The sequence below is a fragment of the Niveispirillum sp. CC-CTL257 genome, from assembly GCF_059489915.1.
The window spans coordinates 609,040-631,807 of record NZ_JCAJXE010000003.1 but is presented as its reverse complement, the minus strand read 5'-3'; the positions used below and the strand labels follow the sequence as shown (position 1 = coordinate 631,807).

Annotated in this window: 16 protein-coding genes and 2 tRNA genes; 8 read left to right on the top strand and 10 right to left on the bottom strand. The window is 63.2% G+C overall.

Translation table 11 applies throughout. The features are described 5' to 3' along the window. Positions 1-16: 16 nt before the first annotated feature. Complete coding sequence (locus tag ABC729_RS19550; protein ID WP_495609281.1) at positions 17-2,182, bottom strand: TonB-dependent receptor; 2,166 nt, start codon at positions 2,180-2,182, stop codon at positions 17-19. Between the two features lie 211 nt (positions 2,183-2,393). After that, positions 2,394-2,470: transfer RNA gene (locus ABC729_RS19545), tRNA-Pro, on the bottom strand. Between the two features lie 653 nt (positions 2,471-3,123). Here ABC729_RS19545 and ABC729_RS19540 point away from each other — a divergent pair. Continuing rightward, positions 3,124-3,693, top strand: coding sequence for a manganese efflux pump MntP (locus ABC729_RS19540; protein ID WP_495609280.1), 570 nt, complete (start codon positions 3,124-3,126; stop codon positions 3,691-3,693). Between the two features lie 18 nt (positions 3,694-3,711). Here ABC729_RS19540 and ABC729_RS19535 read toward each other — a convergent pair whose 3' ends face one another. After that, positions 3,712-4,797 (bottom strand): HD domain-containing phosphohydrolase, encoded by a 1,086-nt coding sequence (locus ABC729_RS19535; RefSeq protein WP_495609279.1) that lies wholly within the window; start codon positions 4,795-4,797, stop codon positions 3,712-3,714. Positions 4,798-4,799: 2 nt separating this feature from the next. Then, entirely contained in the window at positions 4,800-6,854 is a 2,055-nt protein-coding gene (locus ABC729_RS19530; protein ID WP_495609278.1) for an MHYT domain-containing protein, read from the bottom strand. 340 nt (positions 6,855-7,194) lie between these two features. On the opposite strand from ABC729_RS19530, the gene ABC729_RS19525 reads away from it, so the two are divergent. Then, positions 7,195-10,686, top strand: coding sequence for a response regulator (locus ABC729_RS19525; RefSeq protein WP_495609277.1), 3,492 nt, complete (start codon positions 7,195-7,197; stop codon positions 10,684-10,686). A 103-nt stretch (positions 10,687-10,789) separates the two neighbouring features. Here ABC729_RS19525 and rpsI read toward each other — a convergent pair whose 3' ends face one another. Together rpsI and rplM are read right to left on the bottom strand one after the other, a co-directional pair. Continuing rightward, on the bottom strand, positions 10,790-11,275 hold the full coding sequence (gene rpsI / locus ABC729_RS19520) for a 30S ribosomal protein S9 (RefSeq protein WP_292910481.1): 486 nt from the start codon (positions 11,273-11,275) through the stop codon (positions 10,790-10,792). Between the two features lie 3 nt (positions 11,276-11,278). Then, the gene (gene rplM, locus ABC729_RS19515; protein WP_094456741.1) at positions 11,279-11,743 is read right to left on the bottom strand and encodes a 50S ribosomal protein L13; all 465 of its coding nucleotides are present in this window, start codon (positions 11,741-11,743) and stop codon (positions 11,279-11,281) included. Between the two features lie 305 nt (positions 11,744-12,048). Between rplM and ABC729_RS19510 the strand changes: the two genes are divergently transcribed. After that, positions 12,049-12,288 carry a YMGG-like glycine zipper-containing protein gene (locus ABC729_RS19510; RefSeq protein ID WP_495609276.1) on the top strand — a complete coding sequence of 80 codons (240 nt, stop codon included), beginning with the start codon at positions 12,049-12,051 and terminating at the stop codon, positions 12,286-12,288. Between the two features lie 80 nt (positions 12,289-12,368). On the opposite strand, the gene ABC729_RS19505 is transcribed toward ABC729_RS19510, so the two are convergent. Continuing rightward, positions 12,369-14,444, bottom strand: a complete 2,076-nt coding sequence (locus ABC729_RS19505) for a S46 family peptidase (RefSeq protein WP_495609275.1) — start codon at positions 14,442-14,444, stop codon at positions 12,369-12,371. 163 nt (positions 14,445-14,607) lie between these two features. Continuing rightward, positions 14,608-15,264: a glutathione S-transferase family protein gene (locus tag ABC729_RS19500; RefSeq protein WP_495609274.1), complete on the bottom strand. Its 657-nt coding sequence runs from the start codon at positions 15,262-15,264 to the stop codon at positions 14,608-14,610. Between the two features lie 177 nt (positions 15,265-15,441). On the opposite strand from ABC729_RS19500, the gene ABC729_RS19495 reads away from it, so the two are divergent. From ABC729_RS19495 to ABC729_RS19485, 3 genes are all read left to right on the top strand, one after another. After that, entirely contained in the window at positions 15,442-16,014 is a 573-nt protein-coding gene (locus ABC729_RS19495) for a HupE/UreJ family protein (protein ID WP_495609273.1), read from the top strand. A 140-nt stretch (positions 16,015-16,154) separates the two neighbouring features. Further along, a complete protein-coding gene (locus ABC729_RS19490) occupies positions 16,155-17,267 on the top strand; it encodes a TAXI family TRAP transporter solute-binding subunit (RefSeq protein WP_495609272.1) in 1,113 nt (370 codons plus the stop codon). 161 nt (positions 17,268-17,428) lie between these two features. Then, entirely contained in the window at positions 17,429-19,327 is a 1,899-nt protein-coding gene (locus tag ABC729_RS19485; protein ID WP_495609271.1) for a diguanylate cyclase domain-containing protein, read from the top strand. Between the two features lie 63 nt (positions 19,328-19,390). On the opposite strand, the gene ABC729_RS19480 is transcribed toward ABC729_RS19485, so the two are convergent. Next, positions 19,391-20,350: a sulfite exporter TauE/SafE family protein gene (locus tag ABC729_RS19480; protein WP_495609270.1), complete on the bottom strand. Its 960-nt coding sequence runs from the start codon at positions 20,348-20,350 to the stop codon at positions 19,391-19,393. 172 nt (positions 20,351-20,522) lie between these two features. Between ABC729_RS19480 and ABC729_RS19475 the strand changes: the two genes are divergently transcribed. Further along, positions 20,523-21,482 (top strand): nucleoside hydrolase, encoded by a 960-nt coding sequence (locus ABC729_RS19475; RefSeq protein WP_495609269.1) that lies wholly within the window; start codon positions 20,523-20,525, stop codon positions 21,480-21,482. Positions 21,483-21,486: 4 nt separating this feature from the next. Here ABC729_RS19475 and ABC729_RS19470 read toward each other — a convergent pair whose 3' ends face one another. Further along, positions 21,487-22,335, bottom strand: coding sequence for an EamA family transporter (locus tag ABC729_RS19470; protein ID WP_495609268.1), 849 nt, complete (start codon positions 22,333-22,335; stop codon positions 21,487-21,489). Positions 22,336-22,506: 171 nt separating this feature from the next. On the opposite strand from ABC729_RS19470, the gene ABC729_RS19465 reads away from it, so the two are divergent. Next, positions 22,507-22,581, top strand: a tRNA-Thr gene (locus ABC729_RS19465). Positions 22,582-22,768: the final 187 nt, after the last annotated feature.

Below are 22,768 nucleotides of genomic sequence, written 5' to 3'. Positions count from 1 at the left end.
GATCTGCCTCTCCCCATCAGTAGCGGTATTTCAGGCCCAGCGACCAGGTCCGGGGCGCGCCGTAATAGGCGAGCTGGTAACCCAGGCTGTCCGACAGATCGAAACCATGGCTGATATAGTGCTTGTCGGTAATATTGCGGACGCCGAACGTGGCGGTCCAATGTTCGTCCATGGTCTGAAAGGCGACCTGGGCATTCAGCAGGGCGTAGCCGGACTGGGCCAGCACTTCGCTGCTGCTGACGGTGGGATAGGTCTTGGAACGGTAGGACAGATCGCCATCGACGATCACCCGACCGGCATCGCCCACTTCCCGCTGCCAGTTGGCACCCAGACGGAAGCTCCATTCCGGAGAATTGACGGGCGTGCGCAGGTGGGAAATGTCAGCACCGCCCGGCCCCTTATATTCATCATACTGCGCATCCAGCCAGGCGGCAGTGGCCGACAGGGTCAGGTCCTGGGTGGCCCGCGCCGTCAATTCCAGCTCCAGCCCCTTGGTGGTGGCGGCACCGGCATTGGTGAACAGGGCCGCGAAGCCGCCCGTGCTGTCAGCCACGAAGGAGGAGAGCTGCAAATCTTTGTAGTCGTTATAGAAGCCGGCCAGATTCAAGGTCATGCGCCGATCCAGCAGGCTGGATTTCAGGCCGACCTCATAAGACCACATGGTCTCCGGATCATAGGAGACCGCCTGGGCCGGGTTGTTGGAGCGGCCGTCGAAGCCGCCGCTCTTGAACCCGCGCGCCGCACTGGCATAGGCCATGACATCGTCATTGATCTTGTAATCCAGACCCAGCTTGGGCGACAGCGACGACCAGTTGTCGCCCGTCTTCACATCCGTGATCCGCAGGCCGGTGCCCAGCGCCGGGGGGATGGGGGCACTGGCCGCGAAGAATTCCTGGATACGGTCGAAATCCTTCTTCTCATACGTATAGCGAAGGCCGGCGGTCAGGGACAGGGCGTCGGAGACGTGATAGCTGCCCTGACCATAGGCGGCGTAGGAACGGTTGGTCTGATCGTTCAGGGAGTTGGTGACGAGGCTGATGACAGGGCCGGCAATGCCGCTTTCCGTCTCGTCATGTTCGCGGAAATAATAGAGGCCGAAGACGCCGTCGAACCGGTCGGTCCGCAGATTGGCCTGGAATTCCTGGCTGAACTGCTTCTGCGCTTCGTCCACGAAAACGCCGAAAATGGCGGCACCCGTGGCATCCAGGTCCAGATGCGTCTCGTAATCCATGGTCCGGTAGGCGGTGATGGATTTCAAGGTGACAGCATCGCTGGCGTCCCAGCCGATATGGGCGGCAACGCCGCGCACCGACAGCTTGTTCAGGCCGTTGAAATCGGCATCGACCTTGACTGGATCGGCATTGGGCGGGGTGCCGAACACGGCGGTGGCGCGGGCCGGGGTCCGCGAGGTGTCGGGCCGGTCATCGGAGCCATCGGCGGACAGGCTGATGGTCAGCCGGTCATGGGGCGTGGCCTTCAGGCCCAGACGCCAGGCGAAGGCCTCCTGATCGCCATCATCCTTGCCACCCACTGAATTCTTGGCATAGCCATCGCGCGACAGGTAGGCGATGGCGGCACTGCCGGCCAGCTTTTCAGGGATCAAGGGGCCCCGGACGGAGGCCTTCACGTCGCGGCGGTCATAGTCGCCGATCGTGGCTTCAACACTGGCGGCGGTGCGGTCATCGGGCTGTTTGGAGACGAATTTAACGGCGCCGCCAATGGTATTGCGGCCATAAAGCGTGCCCTGGGGACCGCGCAGCACCTCCACCCGCTCCGTATCGAACACATCCAGGAAGGCACCCTGGGCACGACCCAGATAGACATCATCCAGATAGATGCCAACGCCAGGATCGGCGAAGGCCAGACTGTCGATCTGCCCCACGCCGCGGATATAGACGACGGCGTTCGATGCGTCGCCCTCATGCAGGGTCAGGTTGGGCACGGCGGCCTGCAAGTCGCCCAGATCGGAGGCGCCCAGCCGGTCCAGCGCATCCGCTGACAGGGCCGTGACGGCGACCGGCGCATCCTGCAGCCGCTCCGCCTGACGCCGCGCCGTCACCACGATCTCTTCCAGCACGAAACCGTCAGCCGGTGCCGCGTCCTGCGCGCCCACGGGCAGGACGGCGATGCCGGTCAGAAGCCCCGCCATATAGGCGGCATTCAACGCGCGTGTCTTGGCCATGTTTCCAGTCCCTGTTCAAGCGGCGATCAGGCGTCGCCGTTAGGTCCAAGCATGGCCCGGACCGGGAAGAGGATATAGCGAAGAGACAGCGGACAGAATTGCCGCAGATTTTGCGTATATCGGTCGCTGGGGATTAGCCGGAAAACACGAAAGCCGCCGTCATTTCTGACGGCGGCTTTTCGCGTAAGCCCTTGATCGGGCTTCGAGAGAATGGTCGGAGCGACAGGATTCGAACCTGCGACCCCTAGACCCCCAGTCTAGTGCGCTACCAGGCTGCGCCACGCTCCGACCTCTCGATGAACGCCGGTCGGTTTGGGCCGTCCGTCGTTCGGGCGCGGACTATAGCCACCACATTAGGGGGATGCAACGGTTGTATCAGGAAAAATGCGTTTTCCGGTCTGCCTTGCCCAAGGCGCGGGTCTGTGTCCCCGCCATCGCGCGGGACAGGGGCGGGAATCTGGCGTGGAGTTAGCCTGATAACGTCAGGAATATCAAAAGGATGGGCGCAGAATTCCGACTTTTTTATAGGGCGGTGTCTGGCCGTGAGGTTGGCCGCGCCATCGCCGGGGATGCGGTGGTCGCCGGTCTGGATGCCCGCGCCAACATCCAGCCCGGCGTGGAATCAGTGTGTCATGGGCAGAAAAAGTCGAGTGTGCGGAGGACATAATCCTGATCCTGACATGCTGTGCACCGGGTGTGCGGTTCTGACCGCTTGACGGATTGGCACCCCCCACCCTATACCGCCCCCGTCAATTGGGGAGTAGTCCGCCGCCGGGTCCAAACGTCCTGCGGTGTCCGTGTCAACAGACTTGGGGTTCGCCCCATGGCGCGGACGACAGGCCGTAACGGCCCGTTCGACGAGACCGATGACGCAGTCGCCCCTCCCGGGACCGGGGGTGGATTGCGTTCATCGTTGCTCAGCCGTCCCCGGAGTCATTGCCGTGATCGCCACCACGACCTTCGCGCTCGCCCTCAGTCTGGCCATGGATGCGTTCGCCGCCGCCCTGGGCAAGGGGGCGGCTTTGCGCCGACCCAATATGGGCCATGCCCTCACGGTTGGTGCTGTGTTCGGCGGTTTTCAGATGATCATGCCGCTGATCGGTTTCGCGCTGGGCATGGCGTTCGCCGATATTGTCGCCGCCGTCGATCACTGGATCGCCTTTGTCCTGCTGTCGGTTGTCGGCGGACGCATGGTGTGGGAGGCCTGGAAGGGCGGTGGGAAGGAGGGTGAGGGGCCCGGCGGCATGACCCTGACCCTGTCTGCCCTGTTCATGGCCGGCTTTGCGACCTCCGTTGATGCACTGGCCATCGGTGTGCCGCTGGCCTTCTTCGACGAACCGATCCTGGCGTCGGCCCTGGTCATCGGGCTGGTGACGTTCGGCCTGTCGACGCTTGGTGTGATGCTTGGCCGGGCGGTGGGGCCGCTGCTGGGCCGCTGGGCGGTCGGGATTGGTGGGGCGGGGCTGGTACTGCTGGGCACCAAAATCCTGGTGCAGCATCTGGGGGCGTAAGCCCCCCCTGGATGCCCGTCAGTCCATCAGTTCGGCACGGATGGCCAGCATGCGGTCGACATTGTCGACAAACAGCCGGGTCAGGCCGGGGTCCAGGTGGCTGCCTGCGATCTGTTGCAGATAGTTCAGCACATCCTCCAGTTTCCAGGGCTGCTTGTAGGGACGCGTCGACAGCAGCGCGTCGAACACGTCACAGATGGCGACGATCCGGCCACTTATGGGGATATTCTCGCCCGTCAGACCCTGCGGATAGCCGCTGCCGTCCCATTTTTCATGGTGGGTGCCAGCAATCTCCGAGGCGAGGTCCAGCAGCGCCAAGCCGCTGCCGGCCAGCAACTGCTCCCCGATGCGGGAATGAGTTTTCATGATGGCCCATTCAGCCTCGTCCAACCGGCCGGGCTTCAGCAGGACACGGTCGGGGATGCCGATCTTGCCGATATCATGCAGGGGCGCTGCCGCCGCGATCTTGGCGCACAGCGGTGCTGGCAGGCCCGCCAGTTCCGCCATGACGCCCGACATGCGGCCGATGCGGGTGACATGCTGGCCCGTATCCTCGTCCCGGAACTCCCCGGCGGAGCAGAGGCGGGTGATGATCTCCGCCCGCGTGCGTTCCAGTTCCGCCGTGCGTTCACGCACCAACCGTTCCAGCACTTCCGTCTGTCGGCGCTGCGCCTTGTTGAGGAGATGCAGTTCCAGGAGGTTGCGCGACCGCGCCTCCAGCTCCCAGAAAGCGTAGGGTTTGGTGACATAGTCACGGGCACCGGCATCCAGCGCACGACGGCGCGATGCCTCGTCATTCTGGGCAGTAACCATCAGTACCGGCGGGGTTTCCCCGCCTAAGATGGCTTTCAGCCGACCGATAAAGCTCGGCCCATCCAGGCCCGGCATACGGTAGTCCAGCAGCACCAGATCGGGCAGCTTGCGCTCCGCAATGGCCAGACCTTCAAACGGATCGGTCGTGGAGCTGACATTCTCAAACCCCGCCATGTCGAGCATGCCTTCCAGCAGCTCCACATTCGCGGGCATGTCGTCCACCACCAGGATGTGGGCAAGCCGCTGTTCATCTTCCATTGTGGAAGGGGCCGCGACGGCAGCAACGCTCATACTCAGGCAGCCCTCCGGGCCAAGGCTTCGTCAACGGCCGACAGGAACTCCGGCACGCGCAGCGGTTTCGTCAGATAGCGATGGAAGCCGGCGGCAACCCCACGCTCCACCTCGCGCGGCAGGGCATTGGCCGACAGGGCCAGTGCGGGAATACTAGATGTAGCCGGATCGGCGCGCAGGCGGGCCAACACCTCGAACCCGTCCATACCGGGCAGGTTGATGTCCAGGATGATGATGTCGGGCAGATGCGAGCGTGCCAGTTGCAGCCCCGACCCCGGATCGGCGGCGACCAGCAGACGGAAACCGCCCAGGCTGTCAATCAGGTCGCGCATCAGCTGAATATTAGCTGGATTATCCTCCACATACAGCATGGTGCGCTCTGTATCGGAACCGGTCGTGGCCAAGGTTGCGGGACGGACGCTTTCCAGGGCGGTGACGGGGGCCGCGGCGGGCAGGTCGAAATGGAAACGGCTGCCCTGGCCCTCTGTGCTGTCAACCAGGATGAGGCCGCCCATCGCCTGCACCAGACGCTGACAGATGGTAAGGCCGATGCCCGTCCCTTCCACCGTTCCATGTTCCCGGCCCAGCCGGTTGAAGGGCTGGAACAGCTGATCCAGGCGGTCGGCCGGGATGCCCAGGCCCGTATCGGTCACAGACAGTGAGATGCGGCCATCAGTGCCGGCCACCACCGACAGGACGACCCGGCCGTTGGCACGGTTATACTTGATAGCGTTGGAGGCGAGATTGCTCAACACCTGCACCAGCCGCGTCCGGTCGGCGAAGACGGTGGCGTTTTCCACCTTGATATCCAGGGAAAGCGTAACACCGGCACCGTCGGCCACGGGCTGCATATTGCTGGCCACATCGCGGGCGACCGCAGCGGCATCCACGGGCTCCAGAGACATGGACAGCCGCCCGGCCTCCACCTTGGCGAGGTCCAGAACCTCATCAATCAGCCGCAGCAGATGGGTGCCGGCCTTCTCAATCTGAACGGCGGCGCGTTCCTGCTTGGTGGTCAGCGGCTCACGGGCACGATTATAGAGCAGCAACTGCGCAAACCCCATGATGGAATTCAGCGGCGTGCGCAGCTCATGACTCATACTGGCCAGAAACTCTGACTTGGCTTGGCTGGCGGCCTCGGCCCGGGCGCGCGCTTCTTCCAAATCCAGGGTACGTTCGGCAACCCGCTGTTCCAGGGCCACCTTGGATTGCTCCAGCTCCGCCTCGATACGGCGGCGGACCTGCATCTCCTCGCCCAGGGCCTGAAACGAGCGGCGCAGTTGTTCGGCCTCCCGCGCGGCGGCGGCGGAGATGCGACGATCGGCGATGCCGGCCACCAGACCCAGCACCAGCAGCCCATAGGTGGCCGCCGCGATGGCGGCGGCCAGGACGGTGCGCGAAATGCCTTCCTCCACGGGCGGCAAAGTCGGATCAATGGTGACAACCAGGGCGCCCATGCCGGTATAATGCATGCCGCAGATGGCGATACCCATCACCAGGGCAGCGGCCACACGCAGGCTGAAACGCTGCGGCGTCAATGCCAACCACAGGGCGACCGTGGCGGCCACCAGCGCGATCACCACCGACAGCGCGAACAGGCCCGGTTTATATCCGATGCTACCGGGCAGCAGCAGCGCGGCCATGCCTGTATAATGCATGACGACGACACCCATGCCGACAATGGCGCCGGCGGTCAACAGGCGCGCCGGCCCGATTCCACCACTGACCAGCCACAGACCCAAAGCCACCACGATGATGGGCACAGCCAGGGACAGGGCCGTCAATCCAGTATGGAAACCGATGGACGCCTCGGTGTCGAAGGCCAGCATACCCAGGAAATGCATGGACCAGATGCCGCCGCCCAGGGCGGCGGACGCCGCGCCATGCCACGCCCAACGCCAGTTATCATCAGCGTGACGCAGGCGTTCAGCCATATCCAGCGCGACATAGGAGGCAAAGGCAGCGGTGATGTATGAGAGCGCGACCAGCCAAAGGTTGTGGCCCGTGGCCGCCCCCTCGGCGCTGGTGAAACACAGGCCTAAAATCTCAACGCGCAACCGACACCCCCGGGTAACAAGCCGTCCACCCGAGTATCCATATTTATGCGGGATCGGAAAGGTTAAAAGCATGAACGAATAATTGGTTGTGCCTGCAACCTATCATTGGAGCATGTACTTACGAACAGGTGCCGGTCCTGTTAACGGGTGTAGCCATCCCGAACTATCCCTATGCACTGGCAATTTGGCGCTGCGACACGTTCTGTTTCCGGGATGAGAAGGGTATTCTGCCGATCACATCTGGCGGCAGGTGCCGATGGTTTGGCGGAACGAACAAGCGATGTGGTCACGGCTATTGTCCTTGCGCGGTCGATTGGTTCTGTTGCTGGTGGCGGTAATCATGGCCGCTTCTGCCCTGATGCTTCTGGAGTATCAGTCGCGGACGGCGGAGGCAGAGCAGCAGGCCTTGAGGCGGGCCCAGGACATGGCGAGGTTCGCCGCCACGCAACAGGCAGACATTCTGATCAGCCTTCAGCGGTTGGTGAGTGTAGCCGCCAACCGGATTTCGCGCGAAACACCTGCGGATTGCGCGCGTTCGCTGCAAACGTTGAAGGGCACCCAGCCTTGGGTTTCCAATATCTTCGTGGCCCGCCCAGACGGGTCCATTCAATGTTCAACCGCACCGGACGATGAAGAAATCAATCTGGCGGATCGCGCCTATTTCCAGGAAGTGCTGACGAAAGTCCGGCCCGTGACCAGCGGGTATCTGCGCGCCCGTGCCTCGGGCCGGCCTGTCATGGTCTATGCCCAGCCCATCATCGCCGAAGATCGCAAAGTGACCGGCATTGCCCTGGCCGGGGTTCTTCTGGACTGGCTGGACGGTCTGGCGGCCCGTACCCTGTCGACGGCACCGGGTGCCACGCTGACGGCGCTGGACCGCGACGGTGTCGTCCTGGCCCGGTATCCGACCATGTCAGGCATTGACGGCGCGTCCATGGCCCATGCCCCCTTCGTGAAGGCCGCCTTGTCCATGGAGAGCGGAACCTGGACGGGAGAGGAGTTTGACGAGGTCACGCGCCTGATGGGCTTCGTTTCGCTGAACAATGGCATGCGGATCATCGTCTCATACCCCAGGGACGAGGTACTGTCGGCGGCGGTCGGGCAGTTTCAGCGCAATATCAGCCTGCTTCTGGCGCTGGCGGTCTTCTCCCTCGTGATTCTGTATCTGGGGATCAGCCAAACCCTGTTGAAACCGCTGCGGGACCTGATCGGCACGATGCAGCGTCTGGGACGCGGTGAACTGGGGCTGCGCGCAGTGGCGGGACCCGGGGAAATTGGGGTGTTGGCGTCAGCCGTTAATGACATGGCCGTCAACCTGCAACGCCAGACAGCAGAATTGGCCCACCGCGATGCGCAATACCGGCTGTTGTCGGAACAAGGCAGCGATGTCGTGGCACTTCATGCGCTGGACGGCACTTACATATACGTGTCGCCAACGGCCAGCTGGATGCTGGGCTACGCACCTGAACAGCTGGTAGGTGCCCACCCGGATGACCGCGCCCACCCGGATGACCGTGACACCTTGGAGCGGGTTCTCTCCATGCTGGTGGCGGGCATGCCCTGTGCGCCCGTGACCTATCGTCTCCGGCATGGGGACGGGCACTGGATCTGGGTAGAGACAGCCTTTGCCCTGGCGGCGGACGCGCAGGCCGGGCAACGCATCATCTCCGCCACGCGCGATGTGGAAGATCGGGTGGTCCAGGAACAGGAACTGCGTGCCGCCCGTGATCGTCTGGGCGAACAGGCCGAAAGCTTGCAGGCCTTGGCCGCCGACCTTGACCGATCCCGTCGGGTGGCCGAAGCTGCGGCCGAAGCCGCCGAGGCGGCGCGCGGCGAGGCGGAGCGTGCCAATCAGGCCAAGTCCGAATTCCTGGCCAATATGAGCCACGAAGTGCGGACACCGATGAACGGCATCATCGGGATGACGGCCCTGTTGCTGGATACATCACTGACGACGGAGCAGCGCGCCTTTGCGGAAACCATTCGCGAAAGTGCCGATGCCCTTCTTTACGTCATCAATGACATTCTGGACGTGTCGAAGCTGGAAGCCGGCAAGCTAGAGCTTGAAAGCATCGATTTCGCACTGGAAGAGATCGTGGATGGCGTGGTTGCCCTGCTGAGCCCGCGCGCGCAACAGAAGGGCATCGCGCTGACTGTGAATATCGAACCTTCCATTAATCGGGCCTATCGCGGTGATCCCGCTCGTCTTCGCCAGATATTGCTGAACCTGGCGGGTAATGCCGTGAAATTCACCGGCGAAGGACATGTCGCTATTGATGTGCGGGCCATGTCCGGTGATATGCAAACGGGGATGACCCGGTTGCGTTTCAGCGTCAGCGACACAGGCATCGGCATGAATGCCGAACAGATGTCACGCCTGTTCCAGAAATTCACCCAGGCCGATAATTCGATCACCCGCCGTTTCGGTGGCACCGGCCTGGGATTGGCCATCACCCGGCAGCTGGTGGGGCTGATGGGCGGCGATATTCAGGCGGAAAGTACCGTGGGCGATGGTAGCCGTTTCTGGTTCACCATCTCGCTGCCCGACGCCGCCGCGCCGTTGCCCGACCTCACCCGCGTGGAAGAATGGCTTCGTGGCTTGCGCGCGTTGGTCGTCGACGATGTGGAGGCGGACCGCCGCATCCTTTCCCGACAGTTGGAGCGGCTAGGTGTCGGTGTGGTCCTTGCCAATGGCGGGCCAGCGGCGCTGACGGAGCTGGAAAAGACCCTACGGGACGGCAACTGCCCCAAGATGATCCTGATCGACCGCAATATGCCGGGTATGGCGGGGGACACATTGGGGGGCTGGTTGCGCGGACATCCCAGCTTCGCGGGGATCAAGCTGATCCTGGTGACGTCCGCTGATGGTCTGGATACCGGTGACCCGGCGGCGGATATCTTTGATGCCGCCATCACCAAGCCCGTCCGCCCGCAGAACCTGCGCGAGACGTTGAGCCGATTGTTCGCCCCCCGCACGGCGGAGATGCCTGGAACCGACAATGCCCTGGATGCGGGCCGGGGCAAGGGGCGGCGTGTGCTGGTGGTGGATGATAACCCCGTGAACCGCAACATTGCGCGCTTGATCCTGGAACGCGACAGCTATGGTGTCGATCTGGTGGATGACGGGATGGAAGCCATCGCGGCGGCAGAGGCCAGCCGTTACGACCTGATCCTGATGGATGTTCAGATGCCCGGCATGGACGGGATTGAAGCCACCCGGATGATCCGCACTCAGGAAGCCCAGACGGGCAAACCGCGCACCCCCATCATCGCCATGACGGCCAATGCCATGGTCGGCATGCGCGAAAGTTATCTTGAAGCCGGCATGGACGATTATGTCTCCAAGCCATACGAACCCCTGGCTCTTCTGCGCACGGCCGCACATTGGTGCGCCCGCCGTGACGTTGCAGACAATAGTACCCCTCTTGCGCTGCCGTTCCCGGAGAATTTGATGGATATGACATCCCATCCCATTATCGATAAAACTGTGATGGCGGGCTTGTTGTCCTTTACTGAAGGGCCTGAGTTCCAGGACCTCATGGCGCGGTTCGTCACAACGGGCCGCGAACGGGCGGACCGGATTGACCGGTTGCGGCAGGAGCAGGTTTGGGGCGAATTGCGCCGCGAGGCCCATTCCATGATCTCTCTGGCCGGGAACCTGGGGCTGCGTCAGGTGCAGCATCTGGCTGCCGCATTGGAAACAAACCTGATCAATGATGATCAAGTGACCGCCAATATTCTGGCCGCACAATTATGTCAGGTGGCCCCGGCGGCATGGCAGGCAGCGGAAGATCATACCCGGTCGCTAACTCAACTGTCCGTCGCCAGCTGATATCATCCGCATCGCACCGACGATCAGGCAAAGAAAAAGGGCGTTCCCACACAAGGAACGCCCCTTCTCCGTACTGAGCCCGGCGAACCGGGGCCAAGCGTGATTAGCGCTTGGAGAACTGGAAGCTGCGGCGGGCCTTGGCCTTACCGTACTTCTTACGCTCGACCACGCGGCTGTCGCGGGTCAGCAGGCCAGCGGCCTTCAGCGGCGGACGCAGGCCCGGCTCGAAGTAGGTCAGGGCCTTGGAGATGCCGTGACGCAGCGCACCGGCCTGGCCCGACAGACCACCACCGGAAACGGTGGCGACGATGTCGAACTGCTCGATGCGGCTGGTGATCTGGAACGGCTGGTTGATCATCATGCGCAGCACGGGGCGGGCGAAATAAACCGCCAGTTCGCGACCGTTCACGGTGATCTTGCCGGTGCCGGGCTTCACCCAGACGCGGGCGACGGCGTTCTTGCGCTTGCCGGTGGCGTAGGCGCGACCGAAAGCGTCAAGCTTCGGCTCGGCCGGAGCGGCCGGGGCAGCGGCGACGGAGGCGGCGGCAGCGCCGGCCTTCAGGTCAGCGAGGCTGTTGATCGTGGCCATTTATCAGGCGCTCCGCTTGTTCTTGGCGTTCTTGGCGGCGAGGTCCAACACCACCGGCGACTGCGCGGCATGCGGATGCTCGGCACCGGCGTAAACGCGCAGGTTGCCCATCTGACGGCGGCCCAGCGGGCTGCGCTTGATCATGCGCTCAACGGCCTTGATGATGACGCGCTCGGGGAAGCGGCCATCCAGGATCTGACCGGCGGAACGGCCCTTGATGCCGCCCGGGAAGCCAGTGTGCCAGTAGAACATGGCGTCGTTCCGCTTGTTGCCGGTCAGGACGACCTTCTCGGCATTGATGACGATGACATTGTCACCGCAATCCAGGAACGGGGTATAGGTGGGCTTGGTCTTGCCGCGCAGGATCAGGGCGATCTGGCTGGCGAGACGACCCAGGACAACGCCTTCCGCATCGATCAGAATCCAGTTCTTCTCGATCTCGGACGGCTTCAGGTTAAAGGTCTTCATCGGAGCACTCGGGCTTATACGGATGAAGGCGCCAACCACCGGGCTGGCACCGAAGCGGATGGTGATGTACGGCCAATCGCCCTTCGCGGCAAGCAAAAAATGCAGCAGATGCAAGGGGCTGCAAAACGGTATTATAATACCGCAAATGCAAACGCTTTGATTTTATTGAGAAAAATCAATTCGTCGCAAGGCGCTTTACGACAAAAGACCGGTGCCATGACGCGGTGACATGGGGAGGATGCGCGGGAACAAGCGGGTGGCCGATGATGTTCATCCTTCATCCGCCACTTGCGATGGAGAAGACCATGTCGATCGCCTATGCCAGGGCCGGAATTGCCGGCCTCGCCTTGACCTTCACCCTGGCCGCCTGTGGCAGCAACATGCAGGAACGCGCCGCCAGCGGTGCCCTGATCGGTGCTGGCACGGGCGCCGTGCTGGGCGGCAGCGTCGGCAGCGCCGCCCTGGGCGGGCTGGCCGGTGCCGGAGCCGGTGTCGTGGTGAATGAGGTGCAGAAGGACAAGCAGAAGAAAAAGCGCCGGCCATGATGCCGCTGTCGGGGCCGGAAAGGCAAAAAGGCCGCCAGGATCGCTCCTGACGGCCTTTGCTTAAGACGGAACCCTGGCCCTTACTTCAGGCCCAGTTCCTTCACGATATGCTGCGCGCCATAGACATTGCGCAGCGCCTCGGACATGCCGCGTACATCGACCATGACGGTGCGGTTACGCTTGGGCTCATAGCCATAGTCGCCCGACAGGCTGTGGATATTGCCGTCGAAGACCAGGCCGATCACTTCGCCCTTGGCATTGATGGCGGCGGAACCGGAATTGCCGCCGATAATGTCGTTCGTGGAGACGGCGTTGTAGGGCGTGGCCATGTTAACCTTGCCCTTGGCGTCGTCCCAGCTCTTGGCCATGTCGAACGGGAAGGCGCCGGTGTCACGCTCATACAGGCCACCGATGGTGGTGTAGGGCTTGACCTCGGTGCCATCCAGCTCCGTCCATCCCTGGATCTTGCCATAGGACAGGCGCAGCGACAGGGTGGCGTCGGGGTAGACGCTGTCGCCATACAGTGCGAAGCGGGCCTTGGCGATGCGGGCCTGAGCCTGTTCGACCACGGCGTCCACTTCCTCTTCCACTGACTTGCGGGCTGCGCGCGCAGCGGCGTCCACGACCTTCATCAGCTTGATCATCGGATCGTCCGACGCGTCGATGGCGGCCTTGCCGCCTTCGAACAGGCGCAGACGCTCGGCGGGGTCGCCCAGCTTGCTGGCCTTCACGGCAGCAGCGGCGACCTGATCGGGCGACTGCTTGCCCAGCACGGCCTTGACCAGAGCGTCATCCGGGCCGAACTGCTCGCGGAATTTGGTCAGCGAGAAGGTCAGCAGGGCGACTTCCAGATCGGCATGAACCGGGGCTGGGTTGGACAGGCGCTGCTTCAGGGCGGGCAGGCGGCTGTCGCCATATTCGCGCAGACGCTGGCCGGACGGCAACAGACGCTCATCCCCGGCGCGCAGCAGCAGGCGGGCATTCATAGCCAGCACGCTGTCGAAGGCGCGCATACGCTCCAGATGGATCAGGCGCTGGTACAGCTGCACGTACCGGGCCTGGGCCTTCTCGATCTGCTCAAACGCGTCGCCGACCTGGGCCGCCAGCTTCGGATCGGCAGCGATTTTGGCGCGCAGCTCTTGCTCGGCCTTGACCTTGCCGCCAAAGAATTCCTTGTCGGCCAACGCCATCTGACGGCCTTTCCAGACCTTGATGGAATTCTCGATGCTGTTCAGATCATCAAAGGCCTCGCGATTGCGGTCGGCATTCTCGCGACCGAATTCGATTAGGCGACCGCGACGCTCCTGCGCCCAGAACAGGAACGAGGGGGCGACATTGTCGCGCACGAATTCCAGTTCGGCGATGGTGCGCAGACGGCTGGTGGAGCCGGGATTGCCAATAACGAAGCTGGCATCGCCTTCCTTGCTGCCCTCGGTCGACCATTTGAAATGGTTCGGGCTCTTGATCGGCTTGCCATCCTCGTAAACGCGCAGCAGCGACATATCGAGCGCGTAGCGGGGGAAGTTGAAATTGTCGGGGTCGCCGCCGAAGGAAGCTGCGGAGGCTTCGGGGGCGAAGGCCAGGCGCACATCCTGGTAACGCTTGTACTTGTACAGGTTATAGCGGCCGCCCTGATACAGGGTTACAGCGTCGCAGCGCAGCTTGGCGTCGCCGCCGGCGCAGTTTTTCTCGATATCGGCCAGAACCGTGCGGCGGGCATTGGCGAAGTCCTGACCGGTCTTACCGGCGGTGGCGGCTTCGACCTGCGCCGTGACGTCGGTGATTTCAACCAGCTGGTTGATCTCGATCCCGGCGCAGCTTTTCTCTTCGGGGCGGGTCTTGGCCAGAAAGCCGTCAGCCTGATAGTCCTTCTCAGCGGAAGACAGCTCGGCGATGCAGTCGGCGACGCAATGATGATTGGTCATCACCAGACCTTCACCCGATACGAAGCTGCCTGAGCAGCCGCCGGCCAGACGCACATAGGACAGCTGCGCCTTCTTCAACCACTTGGCGTCCGGCGTGAAGCCGGTGGCCTTGGCAATGGCCGCCGTCGGCACATTGTCGATGGTCCACATGCCTTCATCGGCATGTGCGGCCCCAACCAGCAGGGCGATGGTCGCGGCGGTCGATACCGCCAGCTTCACCGTCTTCACCATGTTCGTTCCCGTCCTTTGTTCCGCTTGATCGCGTTCGTGTCTATGGATGCCGTGCCCACGGGCGCAGGCGCGCGCGGACCAGGGGCGGCACCATGCGCCCAAGGCCGGGAACGGGTCAATAATCGGATGGGGCCGGTTTACAGATCAAGTATGGTGCCAGGCCTCAGCCATTGGCTGCGCGGCGGCGCATGAAATCATCCAAAGCGCCGTTCATTTCCTTGAGAAGCGCTGCCACCATCGGGTCATTCTGTGCATGGCGCCATACCGCCCCCATGCGCGGATGGTCGGCGAACATGTCGATGCCGCCAAAGGCCGGCAGGAACTTTTCCAGGAAGAAACAGGCCGGGACCATGGCGCAATCCGCCAGGGTGAAACGGTCGCCCATGCACCAGGGGCCGTCGATGAAGGTTTCCAGCCCGTCGCGTCCCCGCTTCAGCTCCGCCAGCTTTTCCCCCACCAGACGCGCATCGCGGGTGGCGGGGTTCATCTGGCCCAGCAGGCCGAGAAGGGCGGGCAGGATATAAAGATCGGCGGCCCGGCTGATGATGCGCGCACGGGCGCGCTCCAGGTCGCTGCCGGGCAGGATGGGCTTATCCGGGAAGCGTTCGTCCAGGAATTCGCATATTACCTCGGACTCGATGATGGTTGCCCCACCCGCATCCAGGGCCGGCATCTTGCCATAAGGATTGATGGCCAGATATTCGGCCGATTTCAGCCCGCCGCCCGGCGGCGGCACCACGGGGATGTCCAGGCCCTTGTACCGGATCGCCAGCAGGACCCGGGTGACATAGGGGCTGAGCACGACACCATAAAGCTTCATCTTCCCAATCTCCGGTCGGTCGCCCGTTCGGCCATCCATTCCCTACATAGCGCGATGCGTTACGCGGGGGTAGGGGGCAATGCCCCGCGCATGGCCGTTTATCCCCTGCTTGCAAGCCTTGACCCGGCCCCCCGCTTGCGGCCATCAAGGGCAGGAAACGATGCCGGGATTTGCCGAATGCGCGTCACCGCCGCTCTTGTCCTGACTCTGATTTTGTTACCCGGTCTGTCCCACGCCGCGTCGGTTCCGCCCGGCCTGTCCGCCGGCATTGCGGGGCCGGTTCTGACCTATGTGCATCTGTTCGGCCTGCTGGGATTGGGACTCTGGCTGGACATGCAGGGGCGGGGGACGCCGGGGGCGGGGGCCGGTCTGGCGCTGGCTGCCGGAATCATTGCGGGGCTGATCACGCGGGCCGGGTTGCACCTGCCCTTCGCCGGTCTGGCACTGGAAGCGTCGCTGATCGTGCTGGGCGGGTTGCTGGCGGCGACCTTTACCCTGCCGGCTGTGGTTGGGCTGGTGATGGCAGCGGCGGTGGGCACCCTGCATGGGATCAGCCTATCGCAATGGGGCGGGCCGGCGACGGGGAACGCGTTGTTCTGGCCCGGCATGCTGATGGGCTGCGTTCTGGTCCTGTCATCGGGGGTCGGCCTGTCGGCCACGCTGTACCAGATCGGCGGGGGTAAGGCGTCGCGCGTGGCCGGTGGCGGCATCGCCCTGTTGGGGCTTTTGATGCTTTTGAATGTTCTGTGACAAAAACCGTTGGATATCGGCCACACGGCCCCGACTTTTGTCGCGGCCTATACCATTTCGTCCCCGTTCCGGTTGCGAACATTGTTCGGCAGGCGCACCATGACAGGGTCGTAAGCCACAAGGGAAAGGGCGCCTAGGCCATGCCCAATCCAGCCGAACCCCCGCAAACCGTCCCGCCCGAAACCGACAGGAAGTCTGGTTTCCTGCGACGACGTGACATGCTGACCGGTGGGGTGGCCTTTCTGGCCTTGTCCGCCGTGCCGGATATAGCCCGCGCCGCGTCGGAGCAGGTGCGGTTTTTCCAGATCGGCACCGGCACGACCGGCGGCACCTATTTCCTGATCGGCGGATTGCTGGCCAATGCGGTGTCCAACCCGCCGGGATCGCGCCCCTGTGACCGGGGCGGGGCCTGTGGTGTGCCGGGCCTGATCGTGGTGGCGCAGGCGACGTCGGGGGCGGTGGAGAATATCGGCCTGATGCGGTCGCGGCGCCTGGAATCGGCGCTGGTGCAGGCCGATATCGCGCATCTGGCCATGAATGGGCAGGACCCGTTTCAGAAAACAGCCTATCCCGACCTGCGCGCCATCGCCAACCTCTACACCGAAACCATTCATCTGGTGACCCGCGCCGGCAGCGGCATCAAGACGCCCGCCGACCTGAAGGGCAAGCGGGTGGCCCTGGGTGAGCAGGGGTCGGGCACGCTGGTAACGGCGCGCGCCTTGCTGGCGACATATGGCCTGTCTGAAAAGACGGTGAAGCCTTTCTATCTCAGCCCCGCCGCCGGCGGTGACCGGCTGGAGGCCGGGGAACTGGATGCGTTCCTGATTGTTGGTGGTTATCCGTTGCCGGCCGTTGCCGATCTGGCGCGGCGCGTGCCCATTGCCCTGGTCCCGTTCGACGATGCCCGCGCAGCGCAACTGATGAAGCGCATGCCGCATTTCACGGAAACCCGCATCGATGCCGACACCTATGAAGGGGTGCCGACCACGCGGACCTTGGGGGTTGGTGGCGTCTGGGTGGTGCGGGGCGACCTGAAATCCGATCTGGTGCATGACATCACGGCGGCGCTGTGGAACGAACAGACGCGGTCGATGCTGGATAATGGTCATCCGCGCGGAAAGTCCATCCAGCTGGCCACGGCCCTGTCGGCGCTGCCTATCCCGCTGCATCCGGGTGCCGAACGATTCTATCGGTCCAAGGGCATGATCAAGGGCGACATGCCGGCACCCAAGGCGCCTCCTGCCACGCACTGACAATCCTATGTAATAAATTGTCCCGATTGGTCACAGTTCGCTTTCCCGTGTTGACCGCAGGAAACATACAAAGATAACCTCCTCCCCGGTGGATGCGGCGGAGCGGGTGGCGCATGGGACAGGTGATGGCAGGATGGCGATGGCCGGCGGTCTTGTCAGGCTTGTCCGGAACTTTGCTGGGCCGTTTCGTCGTGCGGCTGGCCGGCTGGTCCATGCTGATCGTGCTGGCCCTGACCGCCATCGGCTATTCAACCATTTACGACCGGGAAGAACGGGAAGCGTTGGACAGTCTGAAGGCGCATCTTCTGGAACGCGGGCGCACCGAAAGTGCCATTTTCCAGCTGGCCGCTGCCAATATGGCGCTGTTCCGCGACCGGTTCCTCGCGCTTTATGCCGATCCGACGATCTTGCCGGACCCCGGTTTCGCGACGTTCTTCGAACCGGGGGCGGATGGGGCCACGCGCCTGCGGCAACAATATTTCGACGGCATTGTCGGCCCCGATGGTATCCGCCGGGCCGGCATGTCGGGTTTCATTGGTGCCAATCAGCGCGATATTCCCGATGAACTGAAACGCCGTCTCGTCCTCTCTTATCACCTTTTGGCTGAATACGGTCCAGCTTGGCACAATCGTTTCATCAATACGACGATCAGCACGCCGGAAAACGCCATGATCATGTTCTGGCCTGCCTTTGCCTGGGGGCGGGAGGTGGAGGCCGATCTGGACATGACGGCCTTTTCCGTCGTCCGGTCCACCATGTTCAAGGAGAATCCCAACCGTCACGCCGTCTGGACACCGCTTTACCATGACCACACGGCCAAGGCCTGGATGGTGACCTATCAGTTGCCGGTCGATTATCAGGGCAAGCATCTGATCAATGCCGGTCATGATGTGCTGGTCAATGATCTGATGGACCGGTTGATCACTGATCACCTGCCGGGATCATATAATTTCGTGATGGCGGCGGACGGGCATCTGGTGGCGCATCCGCTGTGGATGGATCGGTTGCGCAAGGAACTGGCGACCATCAATCTGCAAAAGCTGGGGGATGAGGGCCTGCTGCGTACCCATGCCCTGATCCGTGACAGCGTGGAACGGCGGAAGAGCGATCCCGGCCCCGACGAGAATGTCTGGATCGTCGATGACGTGGCGGACGATGCCTATCTGGCCGTGACGCGCCTGGACGGTCCCGACTGGTGGTTTGTGGCCCGCTATCCCAAGGCGCTGGTGGCGGCCAAGGCGCATCAGGCGGCCAGCGCCATCATGGCCATGGGCACGGCCTATTTCCTGGCCATGCTGGTGCTGGTTTTCGTTCTGCTGCGCCGGCAGGTGGCGGACCCGATCCTGCAATTGAAGAACGCTTCTGAACGGGTGGCGGCGGGGGATTATGCGGCCGTCGCCGATGGGGAAACGCCGCTGCCCACGGCGACGCAGGACGAGATCGGCCTGCTAGCCCGATCCTTCCAGGATATGGCGGTGCGTGTGCGTGAGGCGAGCGACAGTCTGGCCGAACAGGTGGCGCTGCGCACAGAGGCACTGGACGCTGCCAATAAGCAGCTGGAAGAGTGGAGCCTGCACGACGCCCTGACGGGTGCCCATAACCGCCGCGCCTTTGATGCCGATCTGCGCAGCGTGTTTGATCTGGCCCAGCGCCAGGGCAAGGCTAGTTTCGCCCTGCTTCTGGCCGATATCGACCATTTCCAGGCCTATAACAGTGCCTATGGCGAGGCGGCGGGCGATCAGATCCTGCGCACCCTTTTCCGGGTGCTGGCCCGGCAGGTGGGGCAGGGGGACCGTGTTTACCGCCATGGCGGCGCGCGGGCGGCCATCATCCTGACCGAAACCGACCCGGTGGCGCTGGAGGTGCGGGTGCGCGCCCTGCTGGAGGATGTGGCGGGTCTGGCCTTGCCGCATCAGAAAAGCCCGCACGGGGTCATCACCCTGTCGGCCGGACTGGCCCGTTATCAGCCCGGCATGGACGGGCCTGCCGACATGGCGCGGCTGGCCGATGAACGGCTGGCCGCGGCGCGGGCCGGTGGGCATAACCGGCTGGTGGCGTAGAGTTTGATCGGTTTGAATGGAAACATTCAAACCGTCAAACACACGACAAAACAAACTCTCGGATCAGGCCTCCTGCGCCGCCGTCTTCTCCACCGCCGCCTCTTCGCTTCGGCGGCGGGTCAGTCGGGATAGGGACAGGCTGAAGATCGTCATCAGGATGGCGCAGAAGATGGCGGACCAGATGACCTTGGCCAGCGACGGGTTGTTCAGGTTGAAATAGGCCAACTGCCCGATATTCAACAGAACAACGCCGCGCAGCATCCATTCCACATTGATCTTGGCCAGGATATAGGCCCCGAACGGTGCCATGAACAACACCACCGGATAGGCGCACAGCCAGGTCCGCACCTGATATTCCGTAAGGCCGGCATCATGGAAATGCCGGTAGGCATAGCCAAGGATGGATATGGCGGCCATCAGCATGATGGACATATGGGTCGCCACCTTTTCCTTCATGCGGAAACGGGTGACCAGCAGCGTGTAGATCACGATATCAGCGCCGGTGCCGAACAGGCTGGCGCACAGGCCGCCGACGATCAGCACCAGACCCAGCAGCGCATGATCCCGCCAACCCGCTGCTTCCAGACGGGGCCGGTCACCGCGATGGTCGCTCCAGACATAGGCGATGGCGAAGGTGGTGATCAGGCTGAGGAACAGGGCCTGGATGATATAGACGGGCAGCGACTGCAACAGCAGCATGCCGGCGATAAAGCCCACAAAACAGACCGGGATGAAGGCCAGCAGGGGCCTGTAGTCCCTGATAACGTTGTCTTTATGGGACAGGATGAAGATGCTGGCGCTGGTCATGCCGATGCTCTGGATCATCAAGCTGAAATCGCGCGCCATGGTGCGGTCGACGGACAGGAAGATGTTCAGAACGGGAAAGGCCACAGCTCCGCCGCCTTCCGGCGTCAGCCCTGCCACGAATGCGCCCAGTACCATGATGGCCGGGTAATACCAGTGTCCGACGAGGAAACCCAGGTCATTGAAGGTGGTAAACAGGATCAGCCACAGGCCGAGCATGCCAACGAACCAGCCGGTGAAGATGCGGCTTTGAAACAGGGATCCCTCCCAGGGCGCATTCTTGATATTTATCAAGAATGGACATGGATCGCGGCGCGGGTCAATTGCTGCCCGCTTCCTTTCCGGGCGCAGGCTTCGTATTCTTGTGGCCTGTGGTTGAAAGGATGAATGAATGAGCGCGCAGATCCCCCTGATCCTGGACGGCGATCCCGGCACCGATGATCTTCTGGCCTGGATGTGGGTGCTGGCCCTGCCGCATCGGGCGCGGGTCCTGGGGATCAGCGCCGTCAATGGCAATGTCACACTGGACCGGACGACGGCCAATGCCCTGGCCTTCCTGGACCATGTCGGCGCACCCGATATTCCTGTGCATGCAGGGGCTAAGGCACCGCTGGGCAAGGATGAGCCGCCGCCGGGCGACGGCGCCTTTGCCGAATCCGGCCTGGGCGATCTTGTATTGGCTCCGTCCACCCGGTCTGCTGTTTCCCATGATGCGGTCGGCTGGATGGCGCAGACCCTGCGGTCCATGCCGGTGCGGACCGTCACCATCCTCGCCACGGGACCGCTGACCAATCTGGCGCTGCTGCGCGCGAGGGCACCCGATGCCTATACCCGCATCGGGCGGATTGTCGCCATGGGTGGGTCGTTTGGGCCGCTGCCGCCGAATTTCGTGCGCCGGGGCAATGTCACGCCATTTGCGGAGTTCAATTTCTGGATGGATGCCGCGGCGGCGCAATCGGTGCTGAATGGCGGGGTGCCGGTGCTGCTGGCCCCGGCCGATGTCACGCATCAGCTGATCTCGACCCCCGCCCGGCTGGCTGCCGCCCGTGCCCTGCCCCGGCTCGGGGAGGAGGTGGCGCGCATGCTGCACGCGCCCTATCACCTGGATAAGCCGAAATTCCATACGGAGGGGGCGTTCCTGCATGACCCCACGGCGGTGGCGGGCCTGTTCCATCCCGATCTGTTCGAGACGGTCCGCGCCCAGGCACATATCGTGACGGAAGGCACAGGGATCGGCGCCGGCCTTCTGCTGCCAGACGGGGCCGGGAATGTAGAGGTAATGGTGCGGGTGAAGGATACCGACGCCTATTACACGCGCCTGTTTAACGAACTGGCGGCACATTACCGTTAAAATATCAGCCCAATCGCAGCGTCGCGATCCCCGCCAGGACCAGAAGGGCAGCGCCGGTGCGCCAGCGGCCCACCGGTTCCTTCAGCCATAGGCGCGCGATCAGCAGCGCGAAGATGACGCTGGTTTCACGCAGTGCCGCGACCAGCGCGATGGGGGCGTGGGTCATGGCCCAGATGGCGATGCCATAGCCGGACATGGCCAGTGCCCCGCCCACCAGATCGCGCCGCCACCCGGCCTTGGTTGCCTGCCAAAGCCCGGCCCCGCCCCGCCGTGCCCAAGCCAGCGCCACCATGGGCGGGGCATTTAGGATGAACAGCCAAACCGTATAAGCCACGGCATGGCCGCCGGCACGCGCCCCCAGGCCATCCACGGTGGTATAGCCTGCGATGAAACAGGCGGTCGCCAGCGCCATCAGCACCGGCCGTGGATCGGCACGCAATGCCGCTCCGCCGCGCAGGGCCAGGGTGGCGATGCCGCCTGCGATCAGGACGATTGCCAGCCCTTCCACCGGCTTCAACGGATCGGTGCCCAAGACCAACCCGACCAGCGCCACCAGGGGCGGGGCGGCCCCGCGCGCCACAGGATAGACCTGTGACAGGTCACCCAGCCTGTAGGTGCGGACCAGAAACAGCTGATAGCCGGTATGAAAGGCCAGCGACGCCGCCAGATAGGGCCAGGCCGCCACCGGCAGGGCCGGCACGAACGGCAACAGGGCGAGACCGGCGACGGCGCACCAGACATTCAGCATAGTGATCCCCACCAGCCGGTCGCCCCCACCCTTCAGCAGACTGTTCCATCCCGCATGCATCAGGGCCGCGCACAGGACCAGCGGCACCACCCATTCCGTCATCATTCCTCCAACAACCGGCCTGAGTGCCGGCATCGCCAACCGGTTCGCCCCCGGAACGATACAAGCATTGGTGCCATGCGGCGCTTGACGATGATAATCGGCTGATCAGGCGAATTTCGCTGTTGCCAACCTCAAATCCCTTGGCTATAACCCCGCCCACTTCACCGCGACGGCGCCCCGATAGCTCAGCGGTAGAGCAACCGCTTCGTAAGCGGTAGGCCGTTGGTTCAAATCCGACTCGGGGCACCATCTCCTGCCAATTTAATTTGGCGGTGACAGGCCGGAAGCTGGTGGCGACTTTCAAATCTTCTTCAGAAGAACTTACCGAAACTTTTCGGTAAGGGGAAAGCCGCCCCGGGCTTGCCGGCTTTTTGTGTTTTAGCCCCCCACATCCGTCATCCGATCACGCTATGCTGCCTCCCCACCATGTCGCTTG

Excerpts from the sequence above, each read along its gene's own strand:
- ABC729_RS19550 (WP_495609281.1), bottom strand. The coding sequence starts at position 2,182 with ATGGCCAAGACACGCGCGTTGAATGCCGCCTATATGGCGGGGCTTCTG.
- ABC729_RS19535 (WP_495609279.1), bottom strand. The coding sequence starts at position 4,797 with ATGAGCGTTGCTGCCGTCGCGGCCCCTTCCACAATGGAAGATGAACAG.
- ABC729_RS19525 (WP_495609277.1), top strand. The coding sequence starts at position 7,195 with ATGGCCGCTTCTGCCCTGATGCTTCTGGAGTATCAGTCGCGGACGGCG.
- rpsI (WP_292910481.1), bottom strand. The coding sequence starts at position 11,275 with ATGGCCACGATCAACAGCCTCGCTGACCTGAAGGCCGGCGCTGCCGCC.
- rplM (WP_094456741.1), bottom strand. The coding sequence starts at position 11,743 with ATGAAGACCTTTAACCTGAAGCCGTCCGAGATCGAGAAGAACTGGATT.
- ABC729_RS19510 (WP_495609276.1), top strand. The coding sequence starts at position 12,049 with ATGTCGATCGCCTATGCCAGGGCCGGAATTGCCGGCCTCGCCTTGACC.
- ABC729_RS19505 (WP_495609275.1), bottom strand. The coding sequence starts at position 14,444 with ATGGTGAAGACGGTGAAGCTGGCGGTATCGACCGCCGCGACCATCGCC.
- ABC729_RS19500 (WP_495609274.1), bottom strand. The coding sequence starts at position 15,264 with ATGAAGCTTTATGGTGTCGTGCTCAGCCCCTATGTCACCCGGGTCCTG.
- ABC729_RS19495 (WP_495609273.1), top strand. The coding sequence starts at position 15,442 with ATGCGCGTCACCGCCGCTCTTGTCCTGACTCTGATTTTGTTACCCGGT.
- ABC729_RS19490 (WP_495609272.1), top strand. The coding sequence starts at position 16,155 with ATGCCCAATCCAGCCGAACCCCCGCAAACCGTCCCGCCCGAAACCGAC.
- ABC729_RS19480 (WP_495609270.1), bottom strand. The coding sequence starts at position 20,350 with ATGCTCGGCCTGTGGCTGATCCTGTTTACCACCTTCAATGACCTGGGT.
- ABC729_RS19475 (WP_495609269.1), top strand. The coding sequence starts at position 20,523 with ATGAGCGCGCAGATCCCCCTGATCCTGGACGGCGATCCCGGCACCGAT.
- ABC729_RS19470 (WP_495609268.1), bottom strand. The coding sequence starts at position 22,335 with ATGATGACGGAATGGGTGGTGCCGCTGGTCCTGTGCGCGGCCCTGATG.